This window comes from Martelella mediterranea (assembly GCF_004342225.1).
Classification (GTDB): Bacteria; Pseudomonadota; Alphaproteobacteria; order Rhizobiales; family Rhizobiaceae; genus Martelella; species Martelella mediterranea_B.
In genome coordinates, this window is sequence record NZ_SMAR01000001.1 from 291,982 (window position 1) to 313,723 (window position 21,742).

The window sequence follows — 21,742 nt, forward strand, 5'->3', positions numbered from 1 at the left end:
TGAAATGCTCGAACGGTCTGAACTGGCGGAAAACGCGCTCGCGGCTCTGCATGATGAGGATTATGACCGACCTTTCAATCCGCAGAACCTGAACCATGAGACCATGATTTTCATGGGAGACCGGAAGGGCCGGTCACTCGATGGAGACTGGAATTTCTGCGTTGATATTCTTGATACCGGCCTGCGGCAGAAATGGTTTGCGATGCTGCCCGCCGATCCTTCTGAGCGTGACGAACCCTGGGACTATGACCCTTACATGGGGGAGACAACGCCGGTGCCATCCTGCTGGCAGGTTCAGAAGGAAAAGTGGTACTTTTTTGAAGGCAGCGCCTGGTACACCCGTCCCGTTGATTTCTCGGCATCGCCCGGAAAACGCTATTTTCTCCGCATCGGTGCCGCGCAATATGACTGCAAGGTCTTTCTGAATGGCGCATTCGTCGGCAATCACTATGGCGGATCGACGCCGTTCTTCGCCGAGCTGACCGGCAAGCTGAAAGATGGCAGCAACTGGCTGATGCTGTGCGTCAACAACGTGCGTACGACCGATCGTGTGCCAATGCGCAATACCGACTGGTTCAATTATGGCGGTGTTTATCGGGAGGTCTCTTTGATTGAGACGCCTGAAAGCGTCATTCGGGATTTCTTCATCTATCTGTGTCCTGAAGGCCGGAACCGGCAGATCAGAATGTCTGTCCACGCTGAAGGAGCAGAGACAGCCACTGTTGAAATCCCTGAACTCGGCATTTCTCAGAAGGTGGACATTCATGAAGGGCATGGAGAAGCCGTGATTAATGCGGGCCCTGTGCTCTGGTCGCCGGAAAACCCGAAGCTTTACGATGTGATTGTGAAGGCTGGAGAAGATGAGGTTTGCGACCGCGTTGGGTTCCGCACGATCGTGCGAAAAGGTCGTGAGCTTTATCTGAATGGTCGCCCACTTTGGTTGCGCGGCATCTCCGTTCATGAAGACGACGACAAGCTTGGCAAGGTTATTACAGAAGATGATCTGAAGCGTCGTTATGAACATGCAAAGGAAATGGGCTGCAACTATGTTCGGCTTGCTCATTATCCGCATCATGAGCGCGCTGTTCAGCTGGCCGATGAAATGGGACTTTTGCTTTGGACCGAAATTCCGGTCTACTGGGCGATAGACTTCGAAAACCCTGCAACGCAGAACGATGCGCGCAACCAGCTGCTGGAAATGGTGAAACGTGACCGCAATCGTGCCAGCGTCATCATCTGGTCCGTCGGCAATGAGAATGCCGATACGGATGCGCGGCTCGACTTCATGCGCGGGCTTGCCGAAACTGCCCGGTCAGAAGATCCGACGCGCCTCATTGCTGCTGCCTGCCTCGTCAACCACCAGAAGCTCAAGATTGAGGATCGATTGGCTGCGTATCTCGATATCATCGGGATCAATGAATATTATGGCTGGTACGATGAAGACTTCTCAGAGCTTCCGAAAATCCTGGCCAACTCTCAGCCGGATCGCCCGGTTGTGGTCTCTGAGACCGGAGCCGATGCCGATATCACCGAGCAGGGGCCCAAGACCGGACTGTTTTCCGAGGCCTATCAGGCCGAGGTTTATCGCAAGCAAATCGAAACGCTGAAAGATCTTGATTTCGTCAAAGGCATGTCGCCCTGGATTCTCTACGATTTTCGCACAGAGCGCCGTCAGGGCATCTTTCAGCGTGGGTTTAATCGCAAGGGTCTAATCGCAGCCGACAAGGTCACCAAAAAGGAAGCCTTTGATATTCTTGCGTCTTTCTATCACGCGCGGGCTGCCAGGGAGGCTGAAGAATGGGAGAGGTCGTAAAACGCCGGTATCAGGAAGTTGCTGATGAAATCCGCGCCCTGATCGCGCGATCCGATTATGCGACGGGTGATCGACTCAAGACTGAACGCCAGATGGCTGAAGAGTTGGGAGTGAGCCGTTCGCTGGTACGTGAAGCGGTGATCACACTGGAGCTTGAAGGTCTGGTCGATGTGCGCAAGGGCTCCGGTATCTATCTGGCTGAGCCGCGACATGAGACTTTGCCGGATGCCGGCGCTGCCGATGAGCTGACCGACGACATTGGTCCGTTTGAATTGCTGCAGGCCCGTCAGCTTCTGGAATCAACAATCGCTGCCTTTGCCGCAGAGATGGTTTCCATGGGCGATATCCGCCGGATGCGCGAGGCGCTGGAACTGGAGCGTTCAGCAATCCGTAAAGGCAGTGATGACGGCTACGATGCCGACGAGCTGTTTCATCGGCTGATTGCCGAGGCAACGCAGAATTCGGTTCTTGTGGATCTGGCCGAAGAGCTTTGGAACCGGCGTAAAAAGAGCCGCATGTGGGCGCAACTGCACACGCGGGTCTTCGATACCGACTACCGTAAACGCTGGCTGTCTGATCACAGCGAAATCCTGCAGGCACTGCAGATGAAGGATCCAGCCCGTGCGCGCCATGCGATGTGGCAGCACCTGCAGAATGTGCGGGAAACGCTGATGGCGCTTTCCGATGTCGATGACCCGAATTTCGATGGCTATGTGTTCGGCTCCGATGAACTCGGCCGGATTGTCGGATAGGTGCGCTGAGCGCGGTGAAGAATTTGGCCTTTCGGCCATGGATTGAGACAGGAGAATACCGATGAAGGAAAGCTGGCGTTGGTTCGGGCCCCAGGACCCGATTTCTTTGGCTGAAGTTCGCCAGACAGGCGCCACGGATATCGTGACGGCGCTGCATCATTTGCCCAATGGTGTGCTTTGGGAAGAAGATGAAATTGCGGCACGCCGTGACATGATCGCAAAAGCCGGGCTGACATGGTCGGTTGTCGAGAGCATTCCTGTTCACGAAAAGATCAAGACCGCAGAACCCGGCTGGGAGGAGCTGGCAAAGACCTGGGGTCTTTCTGCGCAGAACCTAGCCAGACAGGGCGTCAAGACGATCTGCTATAATTTTATGCCGGTTCTCGACTGGACGCGCACAGACTTGTCCTATCCCCTTGAAGACGGCGCGCGCGCTTTGCGCTTTGACTATATGCTTTATGTGGTTTTTGATCTCTTCGTGCTGAAGCGCAAGGGTGCCGAATCTGACTACAGCGAAGACGTTGCCAGGAAAGCCGAAGCGCTTTTCAAAACACTGTCGGAGGCTGATATTGAAAAGCTGGTGGGCACAATTCTGGCCGGCTTGCCGGGATCGGAAGAAAGCTATTCACTTGATGATTTTCGCGCTCAGCTTGCCCGTTATGACGAGATCGATGCGAAGACCCTCGGTGATCAGCTTGGCCGTTTTCTTGAGATCGTAGCCCCGATGGCAGAAGAGGCCGGTGCTGTTCTCGCCATTCATCCGGATGATCCGCCACGGCCGCTGTTCGGTTTGCCCCGTGTCGTTTCTACGGTTGAGGATATGGACCGCCTGGTTTCGCAGGTGCCAAGCCCGGCCAACGGCTTCACATTCTGCACTGGTTCTTATGGTGTGCGCGCCGACAACGATCTTCCTGCCATGCTGCGCAAGCATGGCGAGCGGGTACACTTCCTGCATCTGCGTGCGACCAAGCGTGAAGAAGATGGCCTGAGCTTCCATGAAGCACCGCATCTTGAAGGCGATGTCGATATGGTTGCGGTGGTCAAGGCTGCGCTTGAAGTTGAAAGAGCCCGTGGCGTTCAGATTCCGTTCCGTCCTGATCACGGACATGCCATTCTTGATGACCAGACACGCAAGACCAATCCGGGTTACCCGCTGATCGGGCGGTTGCGTGGACTTGCAGAAGTGCGCGGTATTGCGCGTGCCATCGCGGCCGGATAGAGCCATTCTCCTCCCCCTCAAATATGGCTTGAAGAGGCGATAAGACAAAAGACTTGAAAGCGACCGCGTCGTGTCGCTTTCACGCCAAAATGATCCGCCGCAATGATAGCCGGAGTGTCGCATAGACACTCCGGTTTTTACGTTCGGGGGAGTTTTCGGAAGTACTTTCTTGACTGCGATTCAGCCCATTCGGGATGCTGGCTCTCAGCCGCTTTCCAGGCACGAATAGTGCGCATGTAGGATGCAGGTGAGGCTATTGCAGGGATATGCGCCAGTTCCCAGTGGATGCCATTGATCGGATCATCAAAGAAAACCGCGTAATAACCCGGTGCATAGACCGGGTATTCGACAGGGGCTTCGGTTACCGGAACCGCGTTCGGGGTTAGGAAGTCGCTATGAAAACGGTCCACTTCCTTGCGATTTTTGGCCCAGATCGCAATATGGTGGATGCCTGTTGCCCGGGCTTCATGGTCGAGTTTTCCGCCGGTTTTTGCGGGCTGTATCCCGATATAGCTGTGGGGAAAAGGAAATCGGGCCATGTAATAAGTCGAGTGGTAGCCGATATCCATGGTCCAGAAACTCTTGTAGCCAAGCCAGCCAAACATCTTGTCGTAAAATTCGACCGATTTTTCGTAATCGATTACCGAGAATTCAACATGATTGACACCACGCCATCGCATCGGTCATCTCCTTTCATATCTGAGGAACTTGTGGTCGAGCATGCCCGTCATTCCTGCTGTCTCAAAATATTAGACTGGTGGTCTAAAAATAGCAATGAAAGTTAGAGAATGTCGGAAAGAAAAAGTTTAAGGCCAATGGCTTCAGGACATACCGCGCTTGAGAGGCTTGAGTCGCTTGCACCTGAACGCAGAGCATTGCTGCTTGAAACTGCGGCCTCTGCCTTCGCAGAAAATGGCTTTTCCGACGCCTCATTTAACGCGATCTTGAAGGCCGCAAAAGTGAGCAAGGGGCAGGCGTATTACTACGTGCGCGATAAAGGCGACCTTTATTGCGCCGTTATTGAGAAAGCGCTCGGCGAACTCATCAGCCAGGTTGATTTTTCAGGTCTGATGGATGTTCGGGATGCCGAAAGCTTTTGGATGGGGCTTGATGATGCCTTTGCAAGGATTGCGGACCTTCTGATCGCGGATCCGCGTCTCGCCGCTTTGGGACGGACAATGTATGAAGGTCCGTCAGCTGAAAGCGCAATTGATGGCCCGCTTAACCATATTCGGGAGGCTGTCGGACATTATGTGAAACTTGGTCAGATGCTGAACGCGATCCGCTCTGATGTTCCGCTCACGATGATTGTTGAGATGATATTTTCTGCAGGTCGTGCCCTAGACGGCTGGTTTGCGGAAAACTGGGACGACCTTGCTCCGGAAGAAGCCAGGCGACTGAATATTGAAGGGTTGAAAATGATCCGTGCCATGGTCGCCCCCGCAGCCAGACAAAGCCCTGTCAGTTGATCAGCCGGAATTCCAGCAACAGCGTTTTTTGAAGCGGTGAGGCGTTGTCATCGGAAACAAGGATCAGGTGTGTGGTGCCGTCCGGCCCGTCGATCACGTCAATGCCCTCCATATTGTCGATGTGATGCATGCGGCCATTGGCCTGCATAAGCACTTTTCCATCGACCAAAGCGCCGGGCCTTACGGACGCGCCCTCAATCTTGCGGATGCGCATCGCGACGCCGGAAAGAAGCGAGAAACGCCGCTCCAGCACCAGAAGATCACCGTCAGGCAGGAATACCGCGTCAGTGACATCGAAGCCCTGCCGCTTGACGACCTTGAAAAGTCCCTTCTTCGGGCCTTCGATAATCGCGGCAAAAAGATTGCCATCCGTATCGATGCTCTTTTCGGCAATGACCACCGTTTTCCCGCTCTGATTGGTGGCAAGGGCTTCGAAACTGCCATTGCTCCGGAGTTCAAAAGACGGGATCAGATAATCCGGGCCCTCGGAGGCAGCGGCGGTTTGATGTCTTCCGAGCGGATACCGATCAATCCTGTGCCGACCTTCAAAACCGACGAGGATGCGGTTGCCATTGATATCGAGGCTCTCGGCGTCCATGCCGCTTTTTCCCGCGTGGACGCCGTTTGCATTTTTCATCGGCGTAACCGTGACATTTGTCAGCCCTGACAGGCGGCCGTGCGCGTCGCGGGTCACTGTTCCGTCGATCCAGTATCCGGTATCTGCCACCGCGACAAAAGTCTCGCCATCCGGCAAAAAGCGGGTGGCTGACAAAGAATGAAAATCCGGGTTTGCGGAGGTCAGGGTCAGTCCGCTGAGGAATTCAAGTTGCCCAAATCGTGCCGTTGCACTGTCATCGGAAAACTGGCGGACTGGCGTTGCCGTGACCGTGGCGTCTGCTGCCGGAACCTGAAGCGGAACGCTGGCAAGCATCAGAGCCAGAAAGGCGGCAGCAGGCTTCATCCGCGACGGCGGCCTTTAGCCGCGGCGGCTGCCTGTTCCTCAAAGAGAGCGGCGAGCTGGTCTGTCATCGCACCTGCCAGTTCATCAGCATCGACGATGGTCACGGCACGGCGATAATAACGGGTCACATCATGACCAATGCCGATCGCCAAAAGCTCGACGGGCGATTTCGTTTCGATCTGCTCAATCACAGCCCGAAGGTGCCGCTCCAGAAAGTTTCCGGGATTAACCGAAAGCGTCGAGTCGTCAACGGGCGCACCATCGGAAATCATCATCAGAATACGACGTTGTTCAGGCCGACTCATCAGCCGGTCATGCGCCCAGATCAGTGCCTCACCATCGATATTCTCTTTCAGAAGGCCTTCGCGCATCATCAGGCCGAGATTGGCGCGTGAACGCCGCCATGGCTGGTCTGCTGATTTGTAGATGATATGGCGAAGGTCGTTGAGGCGGCCCGGTGTTGCCGGTTTGCCTTCCTCAAGCCATTTCTCGCGTGACTGACCGCCCTTCCAGGCTTTGGTCGTAAAGCCGAGGATTTCCACTTTTACACCGCAGCGCTCCAGCGTGCGCGCCAGAATATCGCCGCAGGTCGCCGCAACCGTGATGGGGCGGCCGCGCATGGAACCAGAGTTATCGATCAACAGGGAAACGACCGTATCGCGAAACTGCGCGTCGCGCTCCATCTTGAAAGAGAGCGGCTGCATTGGATCGATGATCATGCGGGTCAGGCGGGCTGTGTCCAGGTAGCCTTCTTCGAGGTCAAAATCCCAGGACCGGTTTTGTTTGGCCATCAGACGGCGCTGCATCCGGTTGGCAAGCCGACCGACGGCACCCTGAAGATGCGCCAGTTGCTTGTCGAGATGGGCTCGCAGGCGCTGCAATTCTTCCTGATCGCAGAGGTCTTCTGCGGTTATCTCTTCATCGAATTCCGGTGTGAAAACACGGTAATCGATTTTCTCGTTCAGCTCATCAAAGGCTGAGTTCGGACGCTGGGTCTCACCGGCAACTTCGGAATCCGGATCAGCGTCTTCATCAAGGTCGGTGTCGGCCACTTCGGCGCCGTCCAGCTCGCCCTGGTCAAGCTCTTCGTCAGCCGTTTCGCTTTCTTCGGCGGGGGCGGAATCCTGTCCGGATTCTTCTTCAACCTGCTCGTCGTTTTCACGCTCCGAGCGCGGCTGATCTTCGTCCGAAAGGCTTTCATCCTCTTCGTCGTCCTGCTGATCGTCCTCAGCATAGTCATCTGCCAGTTCCATAGACGACAACATCGAGCGCACAACGCGTGCAAAAGACTGTTGATTCTCAATGGATTCGGCCAGCTTGTCGATATCGACGCCAGCTTTTTGTTCGATGAAATCGCGCCAGAACTCCAGAACCTGACCAGCAGATTCCGGTGCCTTTTCGCCCGAGAGTTTTTCTCGCACCATCATGGCGACGGCTTCGGAGACGGGAGCGTCTTCTTTCCGGTCAATGGCCGCGAAATTAGCCTTGTCGTATTTTTCCGCATGCATCGCCGCCAGATTTCGCGCCATGCCGGGCATGCGTTTCGCACCGATGGAATCGATACGCGCCTGCTCCACGGCATCAAAAATCGCCTGCGCATCCGCGCCACCGGGCGACATCTGAGCATGGGTGACTGGATTATGGCACGACATTCTGAGTGCCATGGAATCACCGAGCCCACGGACAACCGCAAGCTCGCTCTGTGTCGGGCGTTTCGAGAACTCCGGCAGTCGGATCTGATTGCCGGACATGCCGGGTCTGTCGCGCGAGAAAACGACTTCCGTTTCGCCCTCGCCGGAGATAGCACGCACGCAACCTCCGATAGAGCGGTGCAGTGGCTCCAGATCAACCGGGGCGTGCGGATTGGTTTTGCGATTGTCGCCGGGGCCAGCCATTACATGATCCTCAAGCGCCAATAACGATATTCGCCGCGCTTTCTTTCAGTTCTTCGCCAAAGGCACGCTGATAGTGCTCAGCGACCAGCGAGCGTTCCAGCTCATCGCATTTGTTGAGGAATGTGACCCGGAATGCAAAGCCGACATCGCCGAAGATTTCAGCGTTTTCTGCCCAGTTGATCACAGTACGCGGGCTCATTACGGTTGAAAGATCGCCATTGACGAAGGCCGAACGTGTCAGGTCGGCGACACGGACCATATTGGAGATCGTCTCGCGCCCTTCTTCCGTGTTGAAGCTTTTGACCTTTGCGACAATGATCCCGACTTCCTGCTCATGCGGAAGATAGTTCAGCGTCGAGACAATCGACCAGCGGTCCATCTGTGCCTGGTTGATCTGCTGCGTGCCGTGGTAAAGGCCGGTTGTATCACCCAGACCAACAGTGTTGGCTGTGGCAAAGAGACGGAACGCCGGATGAGGGCTGATGACGCGGCTCTGGTCCAGAAGGGTCAGCCGGCCAGACGATTCCAGAACACGCTGGATCACGAACATCACATCCGGACGGCCGGCGTCATACTCGTCGAAAACCAGTGCCACGTTGTGCTGGTAAGCCCATGGCAGAATGCCGTCTTTGAATTCTGTAACCTGAAGGCCGTCCTTGACGACGATGGCATCTTTACCAACCAGATCGATACGGCTGACATGGCTGTCGAGATTAACGCGAACGCACGGCCAGTTCAGGCGCGCGGCAACCTGCTCGATATGTGTTGATTTACCCGTTCCGTGATAGCCGGAAATCAACACGCGGCGGTTATGTGCAAAGCCGGCAAGGATGGCGAGCGTCGTATCGCGATCGAAGAGGTAATCGGGATCGAGATCTGGCACATAAGGGTCGTCCGCAGAGAAGGCCGGAACTTGCAGATCTGTATCAATACCAAAGGTCTCACGAACCGAAACGGTTGTGTCAGGCCCGTTCGAGTAATCCAGTTCAATCTTGCTCATCATGTCTCCAGCGCGGCTTTTGGGAGGAGCCGCTTGCACGTCTTTTCGCTGTTGTTACCAAGCGTCCTAGCAGAACCCGGCCTGCTTTAACAATTGGTATGCCTGCACAACGGCACGAAATGTTTCTTCAGATCCCCGGTCACCGCCATTGGTATCCGGATGATGCTTTTTCACCATCGCCTTGTACTGTTTTTTAATGTCATCGGATGTCGCGGAAGCTGAAAGCCCAAGTGTGTCGAAAGCCTTGGCTTCCAGCGTTTTAAGCTTGCGCTCACGTTTCGGGCGCTGGGCGCGTGTACCGGGTCCGTCCTTGACGAAGCCGAAGGGATCATGCGTGCGCGAAAATGACGCGGTGTTTCCAGCCTTCTTTGAACCGTTGACGGGTGTCTTGCGGGTGTCGCCGTTCACACCAACCGTCCATGTCGGGCGATGGCCGGTCAGGGCTTCCTTCTGGTAGCGGGCGATTTCCCCATCGGAGAGGCCTTCGAAGTAGTTGTAGCCTTTGTTATAAGCTTTCACATGCTCAAAGCAGAACATGAAAAACTGCCCTTCGGCATTCCGGCCGACGGGCGCGCGATGATGCGCAGGCTTGTTGCAACCATCCCACTGGCAGATGGGGGTTTCTGGCGCCGCCTCTTTTTTGGCGGAGGCCGGGCGTTTGCGCTTGGTGCGCAGCCGGTCGAAATATTTAGAGTCGAGATTCATAGCGCTTGATTATGACCTTCATGACCCGTCACAACAAGAATTGACAACGGGCTTTGTTGCTGGCTTTGTGGAGCGTTAACGTGCGCTTCGCAAAAACCGGGACAAAGACATGAGTTCAACCGTCGAAATCGAAAACAAGCTTAAACGCATCTTCGATCCCGAACGCCTGGTTCTGATGGATGAAAGTGCCCGGCATGCCGGGCACATCGAAGCGTCGGGAAGTCCGGCGCTGAGCCATCTCCGAGTACGGATCGTCTCCGCACACTTCGAGGGGCTGAATCGTTTAGAGCGGCATCGTGCCGTGAATGAGGCATTAAGCCAGGAAATTACCGAAGGCCTGCATGCGCTGGCAATCGAAGCTGCGGCCCCCGGCGAAAGGACACGCTGGTAACGCTGCGGGGGTTTACTGTCAACGCGAAGATGGTGTCATAGCAGCCGCACCATCCAGCGGACGGATCCTGAGTTTGGTAATGCGATTTTTCTCGCGCTTCATAACGATGAAGCGCTTGCCATAAAAGGTGAATGACTGCCGCTCTTCAGGTATCGTCTGGCTTTCATGGATGACAAGACCCGCAATCGTGGTGGCCTCTTCATCCGGCAGCATCCAGTCCAGCGCGCGGTTCAGATCGCGGATCGGGACCGTGCCATCGACAACGATTGAGCCATCTGCTTCCTGCTGCACGCCGGAAATTTCAAGATCGTGCTCATCGGAAATATCGCCGACGATCTCTTCCAGAATATCTTCCAGCGTGACAATGCCCTGAACTTCACCATATTCGTCGACAACAACAGCGATGTGAACCTTCTTGCGTAAAAAGGCGTTCAGCTGATCCTTCAGATTTGTGCTGTCCGGCACAAACCATGGTTTCTGCGCCACTTTCACGATGTCTATCGTTGAGGGCGAAGCATGGGGTTCCGCCAATGCACGCGACAAATCCTTCGAATGGATCATGCCGATGATATTGTCGATGGAACCACGCCAGATCGGAAGCCGGGTATAAGGGCTTTCCAGCACGGTCTTTACGGCGGCCTCGGGTGTGTCATCAGCATTAACGGCCCGCATGGCAGTCCGGTGGATCATGACATCTGAGACTTCCAGCTCACCGAGGTCCAGAACACCGCCCAACCGATCGCGGTCAGCTTTTACAACTGAACCTTCCTTGTGCAGCAGATCGACGGTACCGCGCAGTTCATCACGCGCTGAAAGCATGGACCCGCTTTTGGAAAGCGTTACCCCGAAACGTCCGAGAATGAAGCGGACGATCATGTTCACGAGGCTCGACAGCGGGCCGATGATCAAGAAGACAATGCGCACCAGAGGGGCAACAGTGAGTGCAAACCTGTCCGTTGCCGAAATGGCCCAGCTCTTTGGCAAGACCTCGGCAAAAACCACCAGAAGCGCGGTCATGATCAGCGTGGCATAAACGACACCATTGGCGCCAAACAGGCTCAGGAACAGTGTTGTTGTGAGTGATGATGCCAGAATGTTAACCAGATTATTGCCGATCAGCAGTGCGCCAATCAGCCTGTCCTGCCGTGCAATCATGGTCGAAACCGTGCCGGCGCGCTTGTCACCCTGCTGCTCAAGAGAGTGCATACGCGCTCTGGAAACTGCCGTTAATGCGGTCTCTGAGCCGGAAAAAAAGGCAGAGATCACAATCAGGCAGATGATCCCACCCATCAGCAGCCCGTATTCGGCAAAGAATTGCGATATATCGCTCATCGTCATTGCGGATGTTTTTCCGTCAGAAATGCCAGAACTTCAGATGGCGGCACATCATCGGCGATGAAAGCCTCACCAATGCCGCGTGTCAGGATGAAGGTCAGCTTGCCTCCCTTCACCTTTTTGTCCTGGCCGATTGCGTCCATCAATATATTGGGTGGTGGCAACGTTCCGTCAATATCCCCCATCGTTGTTGGCAGTCCGGCCTCTTTCAGGTGGTGCGCAACACGCTTTGCATCATCGGGGCTGGCAAGGTTCATCCGCGCGGAAAACTCATGCGCCAGAACCATGCCGATGGCCACACCTTCACCGTGAACAAGCCTTGCACTGTCGTACTCAGTTGCCTTTTCCAGAGCGTGGCCGAATGTGTGTCCGAGGTTCAGAAGCGCCCGTCTGCCGGTTTCCCGTTCATCGGCGGCGACCACAGCCGCCTTGGCTTCGCAGCTTTTCGCAATCGCTTCCGCGCGGGCTGTACGACCAGAAAATATTTCCGTCCGGTTCTTTTCAAGCCAGTGAAAAAAGTCGGGCTGATCAATCAGTCCGTATTTGACGACTTCGGCATAACCGGCAGCGAATTCGCGATCACTGAGCGTATCAAGCACTGAAGTGTCGGCCAGAACCAGATCAGGCTGATGAAAGACGCCGACAAGATTTTTGCCGTGTGGAGCGTTGATGCCGGTTTTACCGCCGACGGAGGAATCGACCTGAGCCAGCAATGACGTCGGGATTTGAATGAAGTGCACCCCGCGCCGGACAATTCCTGCAGCAAAGCCTGCCAGATCGCCGATCACACCGCCGCCAAGCGCGATCACGGCGTCGGAGCGTTCGACCCTTGCCTCCAGGACCCCATCGACAACGGCGATCAGATTATCGAAGCTTTTGGTCTTCTCTCCGGGGTCCAGCGTGATCGTGTAGGTTTCAATGCCGTCGGTCTGAAGGCTTTCAACCAGAGCATCAAGATAGAGCGCGCCGACGTTCCTGTCGGTCACGATTGCTACTTTTTTGCAGTTGAGACGCGCGAGAATCTCACCGCCCGCGTGGCCGAGAAGGTCGTTGCCGATGAGAATGTCATAGCTGCGCGTGTCGAGGTCGACCCGCACAATCTTCCGGTCATCCTGCATCTTGGTCATGGGCGGCTCCCTCATTTCTGTCATGCAGCGCTGCCAGGGCTTTCAGCACATCGCGCATCACTGTTTCTTTGCGGACATTGCGCGATAATACGGTGACTTCCGCTTCCGCATAGACCGGATAACGCGCATCCATCAGATTTTTCAAAGTCTGTTTCGGATTTTCTGTCTTGAGCAATGGGCGTGTCTGTCGCCGCCGTACCCGATCCCAAAGCGTTTCAAGGTCAGCTTTGAGCCAGAGAGACAGACCGGAATCAGCAATTAACTTGCGATTGACCGGATTGACGAACGCGCCGCCGCCCGTCGATACGATCGCCGGACCTTCCGTGAGGATACGTTCGATCACCCGGGTTTCAAGCGCGCGGAACTCAGGTTCGCCATATTGCTCGAAAAGATCGGCAATCGTCATCTGCGCGGCGGCTTCAATTTCCTGGTCGGTATCGACGTAAGGCAGTTTCAGCTTATCGGCGACCAGTTTGCCGATGGCTGTTTTGCCTGCCCCCATCAGGCCGACAAGGATCAGGTTCCGCCCAGCCAGCCCGCTCAGTGCCTTCTGTTTTAGGTTCGGATTGCCCGAATCTTGCTTTGCGTTCATATCGCGCCCATTGTTTTCAGCCACGTATCGGCAAATGCTGCCGGGGCGTCAAGTCAAAGCGATCTGTAACACGGGGAATCGTAAAGGAAATGGCTCTGGACCTCTCAGCTGCGCATATTGAAGCTTTTCTCGAAATGCTGAGCGCAGAGCGTGGCGCATCCGATAATACGCTTGTTGCCTATAAACGCGACCTTGGTGACTTCCGGGATTTTCAGACAGATCGTGGTGTTCGTGTCGATAATGCGGCCACTGCAGATATTTCCGCCTATCTTTCTGATCTCGTTACACGGGGCTTTGCCGCGACTTCGCAGGCAAGGCGGCTTTCGGCACTGAAGCAGTTTTATCAGTTCCTTTATGCCGAAGGTTTGCGCGGTGACGACCCGACGGGTGTGATTGATTCTCCCAAAAAGGGAAGAGCGTTGCCCAAGACGCTTTCTGTTCACGATGTTGACCGGTTGCTGTCGCGGGCCAAAACCGAAGCTGAAGAAGAAGGGGCGGGGCATTTTGAGCGCCTGCGCATGGCCGCACTTTTAGAAACGCTTTACGCCAGTGGCATGCGTGTGTCCGAGCTTGTGACCTTGCCTGCCAGTATTCTCAAACGTGATGAGCGGTTCGTGACCATCCGGGGAAAAGGCAATAAGGAAAGGGCGGTGCCGCTGTCACGGCGTGCCATTGCAGCACTTCACGCTTTTAATGCAGCGCGTTTGGCCGCCATCGCTGGAACGGATGCTGAGTATAACCCATATCTGTTTGCTTCTTCCGGACGCGATGGTCATCTGGCGCGTCAGGTTTTCGCGCGGGAGCTGAAAGGTCTGGCGGCCCGTGCCGGGCTGCCTGCTTCTGCTGTGTCGCCGCATGTGTTACGTCATGCTTTTGCAAGTCATCTTCTTCAGAACGGAGCAGACCTTCGCGCAGTACAGGAAATGCTTGGACATTCAGACATTTCCACAACGCAGATTTACACACATGTTCTTGAAGAAAGGCTTCGGGAACTGGTTGAAATGCATCACCCCCTTGCAAAAATAGCTAAAAAACGGGATTAAGCGGCATCAAATAACAATCATATGAAGATTGCAGCCCGTCAGGCCGCTTCAGGGATAACCACGGAAAGTCCGACAATGTACAGCTATCTCGATTTCGAACGACCGATTTCCGATCTGGAAGCGAAGATTATCGAGTTGAAGAAAATTGTCTCCGACGGCGAGAGCATCGATACGACCGACGAGATCCGGCGGCTTGAAACACGCGTCGATGAGGCCATGAATGAGATCTATGCCAAGCTGACGCCATGGCAAAAGGCGCAGGTTGCCCGTCATCCGCAGCGCCCGCATTTCATTGATTATGCTGCCCGCCTGTTTACTGAAGTCACGCTTCTGGCCGGTGATCGTAATTTTGGTGAAGATGCCGCCATTCAGGCCGGCGTCGCCCGCTTCCGTGGCCGTCCTGTCGCTTTCATCGGTGAGGAAAAAGGCAACGACACCAAAAGCCGGTTGAAACACAATTTCGGTATGCCGCGCCCGGAAGGATACCGCAAGGCTATCCGCGTGATGGAACTGGCCGAGCGCTTCAACCTGCCGGTCATCTCGCTTGTCGATACGGCTGGGGCCTATCCCGGCGTCGGTGCCGAGGAGCGTGGCCAGGCTGAGGCGATTGCCCGCTCGACGCAGATGTGTCTGCGCATCGGTGTGCCTCTGATCACGGTGGTTATCGGCGAGGGTATGTCCGGCGGCGCCATTGCCATTGCCGCTGCAAGTCGCGTTTATATGCTGGAGCACTCGATTTATTCGGTGATTTCGCCGGAAGGCGCAGCCTCCATTCTCTGGCGCGATTCGGCCCGTGCCAAAGAGGCAGCGACAAATATGAAGATCACGGCGCAGGATCTGAAGGGGTTTGGTGTCGTCGATGAAATCATTCCGGAGCCGGTTGGTGGAGCGCATCGTCACTCCGAAACGGTGATTGATGCTTGTGGCGACCAGATTGCCGAGGGGCTGGCATCCATGGATGGAATGTCGGGAGAGGAAATTCGCAACCAGCGCCGGCAGAAATTCCTGGCGATCGGGCGGAACCTTTAATCGCCTTCACGCAGCCCGGTTTCGTTGTTGCGCAATTCGTTGAGAACGGTTAACGCTTTCTTGATGATTGGCGGTGCATAGTGTTCGCTCAGAACGCAATTTATAAGCTAAGTTGCGTTAACGGCGAAAATCCGGCAGGTTGAACCCATGCGTTTAAAGATCCTTGCCCCAATGTTCTTCGCCACGATGGCGCTGACGGGCTGCAACAGCTTTTTTGACAGTACCGACTTTTCCTCTGTTCAGGAAAAGATGAATTATGCTTTGCCCTCATCCTTTGTCGCCAAGATGCGTTCGAACGACATGGATAAGTATGCGCCGATTACGATTCGCATCTTCAAGGAAGAAGGTGTTCTGGAAATCTGGAAACAGAAGCGCGATGGCACCTATGGCGAGCTCGAAGCTTATGAGATCTGCGCCTGGTCGGGAAAGCTCGGGCCGAAGAAGAAAGAAGGTGACCGTCAGGCACCGGAAGGTTTCTATCCGCTTTCAAAAGGTCTCCTGAATCCGTATTCGCAGTATTTTCTGGCTATCAACACCGGTTACCCGAACAGGTATGACCGTGCGAACCAGCTGACCGGTTCTAATCTGATGATCCATGGCGCCTGTTCTTCACGCGGCTGCTATTCGATGACGGATGAGCAGATTCTTGAGATTTTTGCGCTGGCGCGCGATGCCTTCAAGGGCGGACAGCAGGCCATCATGCTGCAGGCTTATCCGTTCCGCATGACGGCGGATAACATGGTTCGTCACCGTTTCAATGAAAACTATCCCTTCTGGCAGATGTTGAAGCCCGGTTACGACTATTTCGAGGTCACGCACAAAACGCCCGATGTCGATATCTGCGGTGGCAAATACCTGTTTAACAAGGATCCGGTTGCGGGTGCTTCCTTTGCCTCGGACCAGGCTTGTCCTGCAACGGTCGTCAGCATGTCTTCTGCAGATGCTCAGGCGATTGCCGAGTATGAGACGAAGTATCAGAAAGACTTCGAAAAGGCCTTGAAGAAGAATGAAGGCAAGGTCTGGATTGATCCGAGTGAGGCTGAACGCAAGGCGCTTGTCGCGGACCTGCGTGAAGACCCGACCGATCCGCTCTATCAGCCGACCGGGTCATCACTTGAGGCCGGGCGTTATGTGACGCTAGAAGAATACCGTATTGCGAAGTTTGGTCCGGTTGAGCAGCCCGAGGTCATCGACACAACGCAAACCGCTGCGATTGAAAATGTGCCGGACGTGCCTGTCGCAACTGGCGGTGTTCCCATTCCGCAGCGCAGCCCAATCACCTCTGCTTATGCAGAACAGCCTGAGACGCAGGAGAAGAAGCCTTTCTGGAAGTTCTGGTGACGTGGCAGAGCCTTTGCCACTTTACGATCTGCGTGGGCTGAAATGCCCGCTACCTGCGCTCAAAGCGCAGAAGCGTCTGGCCTTGATTGCGCCAGGTGAGCGTCTTTTGATTGAAACCAGCGATCCGCTGGCCAAAATCGACATTCCCCATCTTTGCAATCAGCATGGCCACCGGCTCCTCGAAATCGAGGTAACAGCCGATGGTCATCGTTTTCTCATTGAGCGTGGTTCAACTGAGCTTAAAGCCGAAGGCTGAGAGCGGGTTGTCTTCGAGTGCAGCCCGATCCGGGCGGTCGATGACAGGATTATTCAGAAATGCGTCGAACAGATCGCGCACATCGGCTTCACGCAGGTCACGGGTGATCACGACAAGACGGGTATTCCCCTTGTCATCTTCGCCTGCAGATTTGAGCCGCCTCGGTGGATAGACCGTTTCCTGCACACCATGGACGACAAAGGGAGCATCGGCATTGCTGACTGCCACGATGCCTTTTATCCGCAGAAGTTTTTCGCCGTACTGAGCTGCCAGCCTCTGCAGAAATGCCTGTATCGTGGAAAGGCTATCGACCGGTCCTGTCTGGAGTGCAAATGCACGGATGTGTTCGCCATGGCGGTTTACATCGTGATGGTGGTGATGATGGTGCCCGGTATCGGCATTGGACAGCCATTCTCCCACATGCCCGGGCTTGCTCTCAGGATCGAAAAGGCCAGCCACAAGAAGCGTTGGCCTGGAAGCGATTTCGTCATTGACATCCACGATCTCGGCCATCGGGTTGATGGCGGAGAGGCGGCTTCGCAGTTTGCTGACGGTATCTTCATCAACGAGATCGGTTTTGGTCATGACCAGCCGGTCGGCAACAGCGGCCTGCCGGGCCGCCTCGTCATAAGTCTCGATAGTCTTGAGGCCCGAGATGGCATCAACCAGCGTAACGACACCATCGACCCTGAAGGTGGCGGCAATAGCCGGATGCGCCATAACCGCCTTGAGAACCGGAACCGGATCGGCAAGGCCGGTCGTTTCTATGATGACGCGGCTGAACGGCTTGATCCTGCCGGTCTGCGCCTTGTCGAGAAGGTCGGCAAGCGTATCGATCAACTCTCCTCGCACCGTGCAGCAAAGGCACCCATTGGACAATTCGACAACATTCTCGCCAGAAGTCTCGACCAGCATGTGATCGATTCCGACTTCGCCAAACTCATTGATGATAACCGCGGCATCGGAAAGAGCTGGCGCATGAAGCAGCCGGTTGAGGAGTGTTGATTTCCCGGCACCCAGAAAACCGGTGACGATGGAGACTGGAATAACGTCGGAAGGATGAAACATGGATAGTCTTTTTATTGTCTGGGACGGGCGTAAGGCAGTGGAACGGCGCTCAGCGTATCAAGTCTGTTTGAAGCCATTTCGGTGTCGTTTGGTAGCCTTTTGGCCTCAACCATCGGAAACTCTTCCGGGATCTGGTGAAGGTAAGGTGAGGTGAGTATATAGTTGCCGTCTTCGTCGCGCAAAGCTGCGCGGGCTTCAGCGGCCTCTGCCGAGCAGACTTCACTTGTCACGTCGGCCACAGATTTATCAGCATCAGCAGGTGGCAGATAGGTGGCCAGGCGGGGGCCATTGCGCATATCGGCGTTCAAACCGGCCTCCAGAAGCTGAGCCGCTGTTTCAACACGCGCCACGACACTCGCAGAGCCAAGTGCGACAGCTATAATGTCCTTGCGACCGCGCGAAGCGGTCGAGACCTGATTATAGCCGGAAGAACAGGTGAAGCCGGTCTTCATGCCAGTGGCGCCGTTGAAATTATCGATCAGGAGATTGGTATTCCGATATTCGCCGCTGTCCGCATCAATGCCTGGAATGGTGAAGTAATCGAGGTAGTCGGGAAACTTCTTTTTGATAGCCAGCGCCAGCACAGCCATATCCCGTGCAGTCGTATATTGTCCCGGCTGAGGATCATTCATAGCGTCCATGCCGTTGGCATTGACAAAATGTGTGTCGGTCATGCCGATCTGTTTGGCCGTTGCATTCATGCGGTTGATAAAATCAGAGCGTCCGCCCGGAGCGTTGTCCGCAACCGCATGAGCCGCATCGTTGGCAGAGCGCACGAGCATCATCTTCAGCGCCGTATCAAGTGTAACCCGCGTGCCCGGAGCGAAATACATTTTGGCTGCCGGTTCTCCGGCGGCGGCAGCAGAGAAGGTGATGACCGTGTTCTTGCTCAGGCGGCCAGCTTCCATATCTTCAAATGTCAGATAGGCCGTCATCAGCTTCGTCAGTGAGGCCGGGTACCAGCGTTTGAATGGTTCCTGAGCGTAAAGAACGCGTTCGGTTTTTGCATCAACAACAATATATGGATTGGCGCGCGCTGCTTCAGACCATGCCACACTTGTAAGTGAAACAATGAAAAGGCAGGCGGCAACCACCAGAGGGCGGATGTTTCCGCATGTTTTTGTGCGTGCTGCTGCCGACACGTTTTTACTCCACTTGCCTGATGACTGCGATACATATAGGCCTTGAACGAGCGGATACTGTTGCATGTTAACCGTGCATATCCCACATCCTCTCAGTGCCTTTTACAATGAATTTCTGAAAAATGCAGGGGTAACCTTAATGCCATTGTTGAATTCTGCCGCTCACCTTCAGGATGAGGCGACCGCCTGGCGGCGATACCTGCATGAAAATCCAGAACTTCTTTACGATGTCACTGAGACAGCAGCGTTTGTTGAAGACAAATTGCGGTCTTTTGGTGTCGATGAGATCGTGACCGGTATCGGCCGTATTGGCGTTGTCGGCATTATCAACGGTAACAAGCCGGGAAACCGCACAATCGGTCTGCGCGCTGATATGGATGCTTTGCCGATGCAGGAGCGGAGCGGAAAGCCCTGGGCGTCGAAGAATCCCGGCAAGATGCATGCCTGCGGCCATGATGGCCATATGTCGATGTTGCTGGGGGCGGCGAAGTATCTGGCGCAGACGCGGAATTTTTCCGGCCGGGTTGCGCTTGTCTTTCAGCCCGCGGAAGAAGGTGGCGCCGGTGGCAAGGCGATGATCGAGGACGGTCTCATGGATCGCTTCGATATCTCGGAAGTCTATGGCTTGCATAACTTTCCCGGTCGCCCTGTGGGGAGCTTTTCCATCCGCTCCGGACCGATCATGGCTGCAACCGATGAGTTTCGCATCGTCATCAAAGGTGAGGGCGCACATGCTGCCCAGCCGCATGCATCTGTCGATCCGATTGTGATCGGCAGCCAGATTGTCGGAGCATTGCAGACGATTGTTTCGCGCGCAATTAATCCCGTCAGTGCACTTGTGGTTTCGGTAACTGAGTTTCACGCTGGCTTCACGCATAACATTATTCCCGGTGAGGCCGAACTGGGCGGTACTGTTCGTTCGTTCACGCCTGAAAGCCGTGACATGGCCGAACGAAAGATTTCAGAGATCGCAGAAGGCATTGCCAGCGCACATGGTGCCATGGCTGAGGTGCAGTATGTTCGCAACTATCCGCCGACGGTGAACCATCCGGATGAAACGGCTCATGCGATTGCCGCAGCGCAGTTTGTGGGCGGTGAAGGCGCAGTGGATACGGATTTTGGTCCGTGGACGGCAGCAGAAGATTTTTCCTATATGCTGGAAGCCAGACCGGGCGCTTTCATCCTGCTGGGCAACGGTGACACGGCCGGGCTTCATAATCCTCATTACGATTTCGACGATGAAGCGCTGGCCTATGGGATCTCCTACTGGGTACGGCTTGCAGAGCAGCGGCTTTCGAACGGAGCATGATTTCAGCAAAATCAGGGCTTTCCTTTCGAAACTGTGTTTTGTATTGAGGAATGCGTCACCGGAAGGTTTTTGCTGGCCGGTGACCGGCCTCTGTCGTGAGCAGGTATCTGCCTCCGGCCTTTGATGATGGTCCCGTAGCTCAGCAGGATAGAGCATCAGATTCCTAATCTGAGGGTCACGCGTTCGAATCGCGTCGGGATCACCATTTCTTCTTTCAGAGTTTCTGCGCTTTTCGGTTTCCATGGCTCATCTGACACTGAATCCGGCGCTTTCAGACATGAAACAGCCTCCTTCCTGACGGATGTGTGGCGCGCCGCCGCCTTCTGGACAGAGATGAAACAGCTTCTGGACGGAAATCTTTGCGCTGAGACAAACCACGCGTGCTCATTGCGCCTCGCCGTCACCCATAAAATCTGCGACCACCTGAAGGCGTTTGGTCTCCTCCTCTGATAACCGCATCTTGTACTCGGCTATTTGCTTCTTGGTTTCAACGTTCAGATGGACGCGAGCCAGATACGCGGCTGCTGCGATTGCTGCGACGCCCAAAACGGTAATAACAATTTCTTGTCCGTTCATTTCCTTTTCCCTTCGTTAGAAAACGCATGATCATCGCAACATTCTGACGCAAAGACGTGCAGCCCCAACAGGTCTTATCAAGCCGCCATGCGCAAAGTCTTTGCTGGTGTGATGATGACCTCCTTCACGCCCTTCCCATTCCCGTCGCTAATCGAATAGGTGCAATCGACCTCCTCGATGTCGAACTGTGAGAAGGTTTGATAGACGCCCTGAACCGCGTTCAAAGACAGAATGAAGGTGCCTTGAAGCCCTTCGAGAACAGCGGCCATCTGCTCAAAATCGTTCCGGCCAAACACTCCGGTGCCGTAGTCGGTCTCATTGCCCCAATAAGGTGGGTCGAGATAAAACAGCATGCCCGGCCGGTCATAGCGCCGGATGAACTCCTGCCACGGGAGGCACTCGATCACGACACCGGCAAGCCGCTCGTGGATGTCCTCCAGCGTTGAGGCAAGCTTGGTCAGGTTGAACCGGGCGCTGGTGGTTTTGCTGACCCCGAAGTTGCGGCCGGCCACCTTGCCGCCGAAGGCCAGACGCTGAAGATAAAGAAAGCGGGCCGAGCGCTCCAGATCGGTGAGCGTCGTCGGGTCGGTCTTCATAAGCCGCTCGAATTCCCGCCTGCCGGAGATCTGGAAGCGGAGCGTATCCATGAACTGCGGAAAGTGGCGCTGCAGGATGCGGAAGAAGTTAGCGACGTCACCGCTGATATCGTTGATCACCTC

22 protein-coding genes and 1 tRNA gene are annotated in these 21,742 nt (G+C 55.1%); 11 read left to right on the plus strand and 12 right to left on the minus strand.

Annotated features, from left to right (window positions below; translation table 11 throughout):
• The first annotated feature begins 4 nt into the window (after positions 1–4).
• The 3 genes from EDC90_RS01325 (at position 5) to uxuA (ending at position 3,784) form a co-directional block, all read left to right on the plus strand.
• Complete coding sequence (locus tag EDC90_RS01325) at positions 5–1,813, plus strand: glycoside hydrolase family 2 protein (protein WP_132307718.1); 1,809 nt, start codon at positions 5–7, stop codon at positions 1,811–1,813.
• Positions 1,798–2,565 (plus strand): FCD domain-containing protein, encoded by a 768-nt coding sequence (locus tag EDC90_RS01330; RefSeq protein WP_132307720.1) that lies wholly within the window; start codon positions 1,798–1,800, stop codon positions 2,563–2,565. Before EDC90_RS01325 ends, EDC90_RS01330 begins: the two co-directional genes overlap by 16 nt.
• 61 nt (positions 2,566–2,626) lie before the next feature.
• On the plus strand, positions 2,627–3,784 hold the full coding sequence (gene uxuA / locus EDC90_RS01335; RefSeq protein WP_132307722.1) for a mannonate dehydratase: 1,158 nt from the start codon (positions 2,627–2,629) through the stop codon (positions 3,782–3,784).
• Between the two features lie 137 nt (positions 3,785–3,921).
• Here the strand turns inward: uxuA and EDC90_RS01340 are convergent, their stop codons facing one another.
• Positions 3,922–4,464, minus strand: coding sequence for a VOC family protein (locus EDC90_RS01340; protein ID WP_132307724.1), 543 nt, complete (start codon positions 4,462–4,464; stop codon positions 3,922–3,924).
• Positions 4,465–4,599: 135 nt separating this feature from the next.
• On the opposite strand from EDC90_RS01340, the gene EDC90_RS01345 reads away from it, so the two are divergent.
• The gene (locus EDC90_RS01345) at positions 4,600–5,253 is read left to right on the plus strand and encodes a TetR/AcrR family transcriptional regulator (protein ID WP_165972701.1); all 654 of its coding nucleotides are present in this window, start codon (positions 4,600–4,602) and stop codon (positions 5,251–5,253) included.
• Here EDC90_RS01345 and EDC90_RS01350 read toward each other — a convergent pair.
• The 4 genes from EDC90_RS01350 to EDC90_RS01365 form a co-directional block, all read right to left on the minus strand.
• Positions 5,246–6,214 carry an esterase-like activity of phytase family protein gene (locus EDC90_RS01350; RefSeq protein ID WP_132307728.1) on the minus strand — a complete coding sequence of 323 codons (969 nt, stop codon included), beginning with the start codon at positions 6,212–6,214 and terminating at the stop codon, positions 5,246–5,248. The genes EDC90_RS01345 and EDC90_RS01350 overlap by 8 nt on opposite strands.
• On the minus strand, positions 6,211–8,109 hold the full coding sequence (gene cobT / locus EDC90_RS01355) for a cobaltochelatase subunit CobT (protein WP_132307730.1): 1,899 nt from the start codon (positions 8,107–8,109) through the stop codon (positions 6,211–6,213). The genes EDC90_RS01350 and cobT overlap by 4 nt, the downstream gene beginning before the upstream one ends.
• A 10-nt stretch (positions 8,110–8,119) precedes the next feature.
• Positions 8,120–9,109: a cobaltochelatase subunit CobS gene (gene cobS, locus EDC90_RS01360; RefSeq protein ID WP_132307732.1), complete on the minus strand. Its 990-nt coding sequence runs from the start codon at positions 9,107–9,109 to the stop codon at positions 8,120–8,122.
• A 66-nt stretch (positions 9,110–9,175) separates the two neighbouring features.
• Positions 9,176–9,814: a J domain-containing protein gene (locus tag EDC90_RS01365; protein WP_132307734.1), complete on the minus strand. Its 639-nt coding sequence runs from the start codon at positions 9,812–9,814 to the stop codon at positions 9,176–9,178.
• A 109-nt stretch (positions 9,815–9,923) separates the two neighbouring features.
• Between EDC90_RS01365 and EDC90_RS01370 the strand changes: the two genes are divergently transcribed.
• Positions 9,924–10,205 (plus strand): BolA family protein, encoded by a 282-nt coding sequence (locus EDC90_RS01370; RefSeq protein ID WP_132307736.1) that lies wholly within the window; start codon positions 9,924–9,926, stop codon positions 10,203–10,205.
• Between the two features lie 18 nt (positions 10,206–10,223).
• Here EDC90_RS01370 and EDC90_RS01375 read toward each other — a convergent pair whose 3' ends face one another.
• The 3 genes from EDC90_RS01375 to EDC90_RS01385 are packed head-to-tail and all read right to left on the minus strand — an operon-like array spanning position 10,224 to position 13,259.
• A complete protein-coding gene (locus EDC90_RS01375) occupies positions 10,224–11,543 on the minus strand; it encodes an HlyC/CorC family transporter (RefSeq protein WP_432419974.1) in 1,320 nt (439 codons plus the stop codon).
• Positions 11,540–12,667: a 3-dehydroquinate synthase gene (gene aroB, locus EDC90_RS01380; protein ID WP_132307738.1), complete on the minus strand. Its 1,128-nt coding sequence runs from the start codon at positions 12,665–12,667 to the stop codon at positions 11,540–11,542. Before aroB ends, EDC90_RS01375 begins: the two co-directional genes overlap by 4 nt.
• Positions 12,648–13,259, minus strand: coding sequence for a shikimate kinase (locus EDC90_RS01385; protein WP_132307741.1), 612 nt, complete (start codon positions 13,257–13,259; stop codon positions 12,648–12,650). The genes aroB and EDC90_RS01385 overlap by 20 nt, the downstream gene beginning before the upstream one ends.
• An 89-nt stretch (positions 13,260–13,348) precedes the next feature.
• Here EDC90_RS01385 and xerD point away from each other — a divergent pair, with 89 nt between their 5' ends.
• The 4 genes from xerD (at position 13,349) to EDC90_RS01405 (ending at position 16,928) form a co-directional block, all read left to right on the plus strand.
• Positions 13,349–14,302 carry a site-specific tyrosine recombinase XerD gene (xerD, locus tag EDC90_RS01390; protein WP_132307743.1) on the plus strand — a complete coding sequence of 318 codons (954 nt, stop codon included), beginning with the start codon at positions 13,349–13,351 and terminating at the stop codon, positions 14,300–14,302.
• Positions 14,303–14,377: 75 nt separating this feature from the next.
• Positions 14,378–15,331: an acetyl-CoA carboxylase carboxyltransferase subunit alpha gene (locus EDC90_RS01395; protein WP_132307745.1), complete on the plus strand. Its 954-nt coding sequence runs from the start codon at positions 14,378–14,380 to the stop codon at positions 15,329–15,331.
• 147 nt (positions 15,332–15,478) lie between these two features.
• Positions 15,479–16,672, plus strand: a complete 1,194-nt coding sequence (locus EDC90_RS01400; protein ID WP_132307748.1) for a L,D-transpeptidase family protein — start codon at positions 15,479–15,481, stop codon at positions 16,670–16,672.
• Between the two features lies 1 nt (position 16,673).
• The gene (locus EDC90_RS01405; protein WP_245510883.1) at positions 16,674–16,928 is read left to right on the plus strand and encodes a sulfurtransferase TusA family protein; all 255 of its coding nucleotides are present in this window, start codon (positions 16,674–16,676) and stop codon (positions 16,926–16,928) included.
• Here the strand turns inward: EDC90_RS01405 and EDC90_RS01410 are convergent.
• Both EDC90_RS01410 and EDC90_RS01415 read right to left on the minus strand, forming a co-directional pair.
• Positions 16,902–17,996 carry a CobW family GTP-binding protein gene (locus EDC90_RS01410; protein WP_132307752.1) on the minus strand — a complete coding sequence of 365 codons (1,095 nt, stop codon included), beginning with the start codon at positions 17,994–17,996 and terminating at the stop codon, positions 16,902–16,904. The genes EDC90_RS01405 and EDC90_RS01410 overlap by 27 nt on opposite strands.
• A gap of 11 nt (positions 17,997–18,007) precedes the next feature.
• Positions 18,008–19,138, minus strand: a complete 1,131-nt coding sequence (locus EDC90_RS01415; protein WP_165972702.1) for a D-alanyl-D-alanine carboxypeptidase family protein — start codon at positions 19,136–19,138, stop codon at positions 18,008–18,010.
• 139 nt (positions 19,139–19,277) lie between these two features.
• Between EDC90_RS01415 and EDC90_RS01420 the strand changes: the two genes are divergently transcribed.
• Together EDC90_RS01420 and EDC90_RS01425 are read left to right on the plus strand one after the other, a co-directional pair.
• Positions 19,278–20,447, plus strand: a complete 1,170-nt coding sequence (locus EDC90_RS01420; protein WP_132307756.1) for a M20 aminoacylase family protein — start codon at positions 19,278–19,280, stop codon at positions 20,445–20,447.
• Positions 20,448–20,575: 128 nt separating this feature from the next.
• Positions 20,576–20,652 (plus strand) — tRNA-Arg (locus EDC90_RS01425).
• Positions 20,653–20,831: 179 nt separating this feature from the next.
• On the opposite strand, the gene EDC90_RS01430 is transcribed toward EDC90_RS01425, so the two are convergent.
• Together EDC90_RS01430 and EDC90_RS01435 are read right to left on the minus strand one after the other, a co-directional pair.
• Positions 20,832–21,023, minus strand: coding sequence for a hypothetical protein (locus EDC90_RS01430; RefSeq protein WP_132307758.1), 192 nt, complete (start codon positions 21,021–21,023; stop codon positions 20,832–20,834).
• A gap of 77 nt (positions 21,024–21,100) precedes the next feature.
• Positions 21,101–21,742 (minus strand): DNA adenine methylase (locus tag EDC90_RS01435; RefSeq protein ID WP_132307760.1); only part of this gene is annotated, 642 nt, incomplete at its 5' end.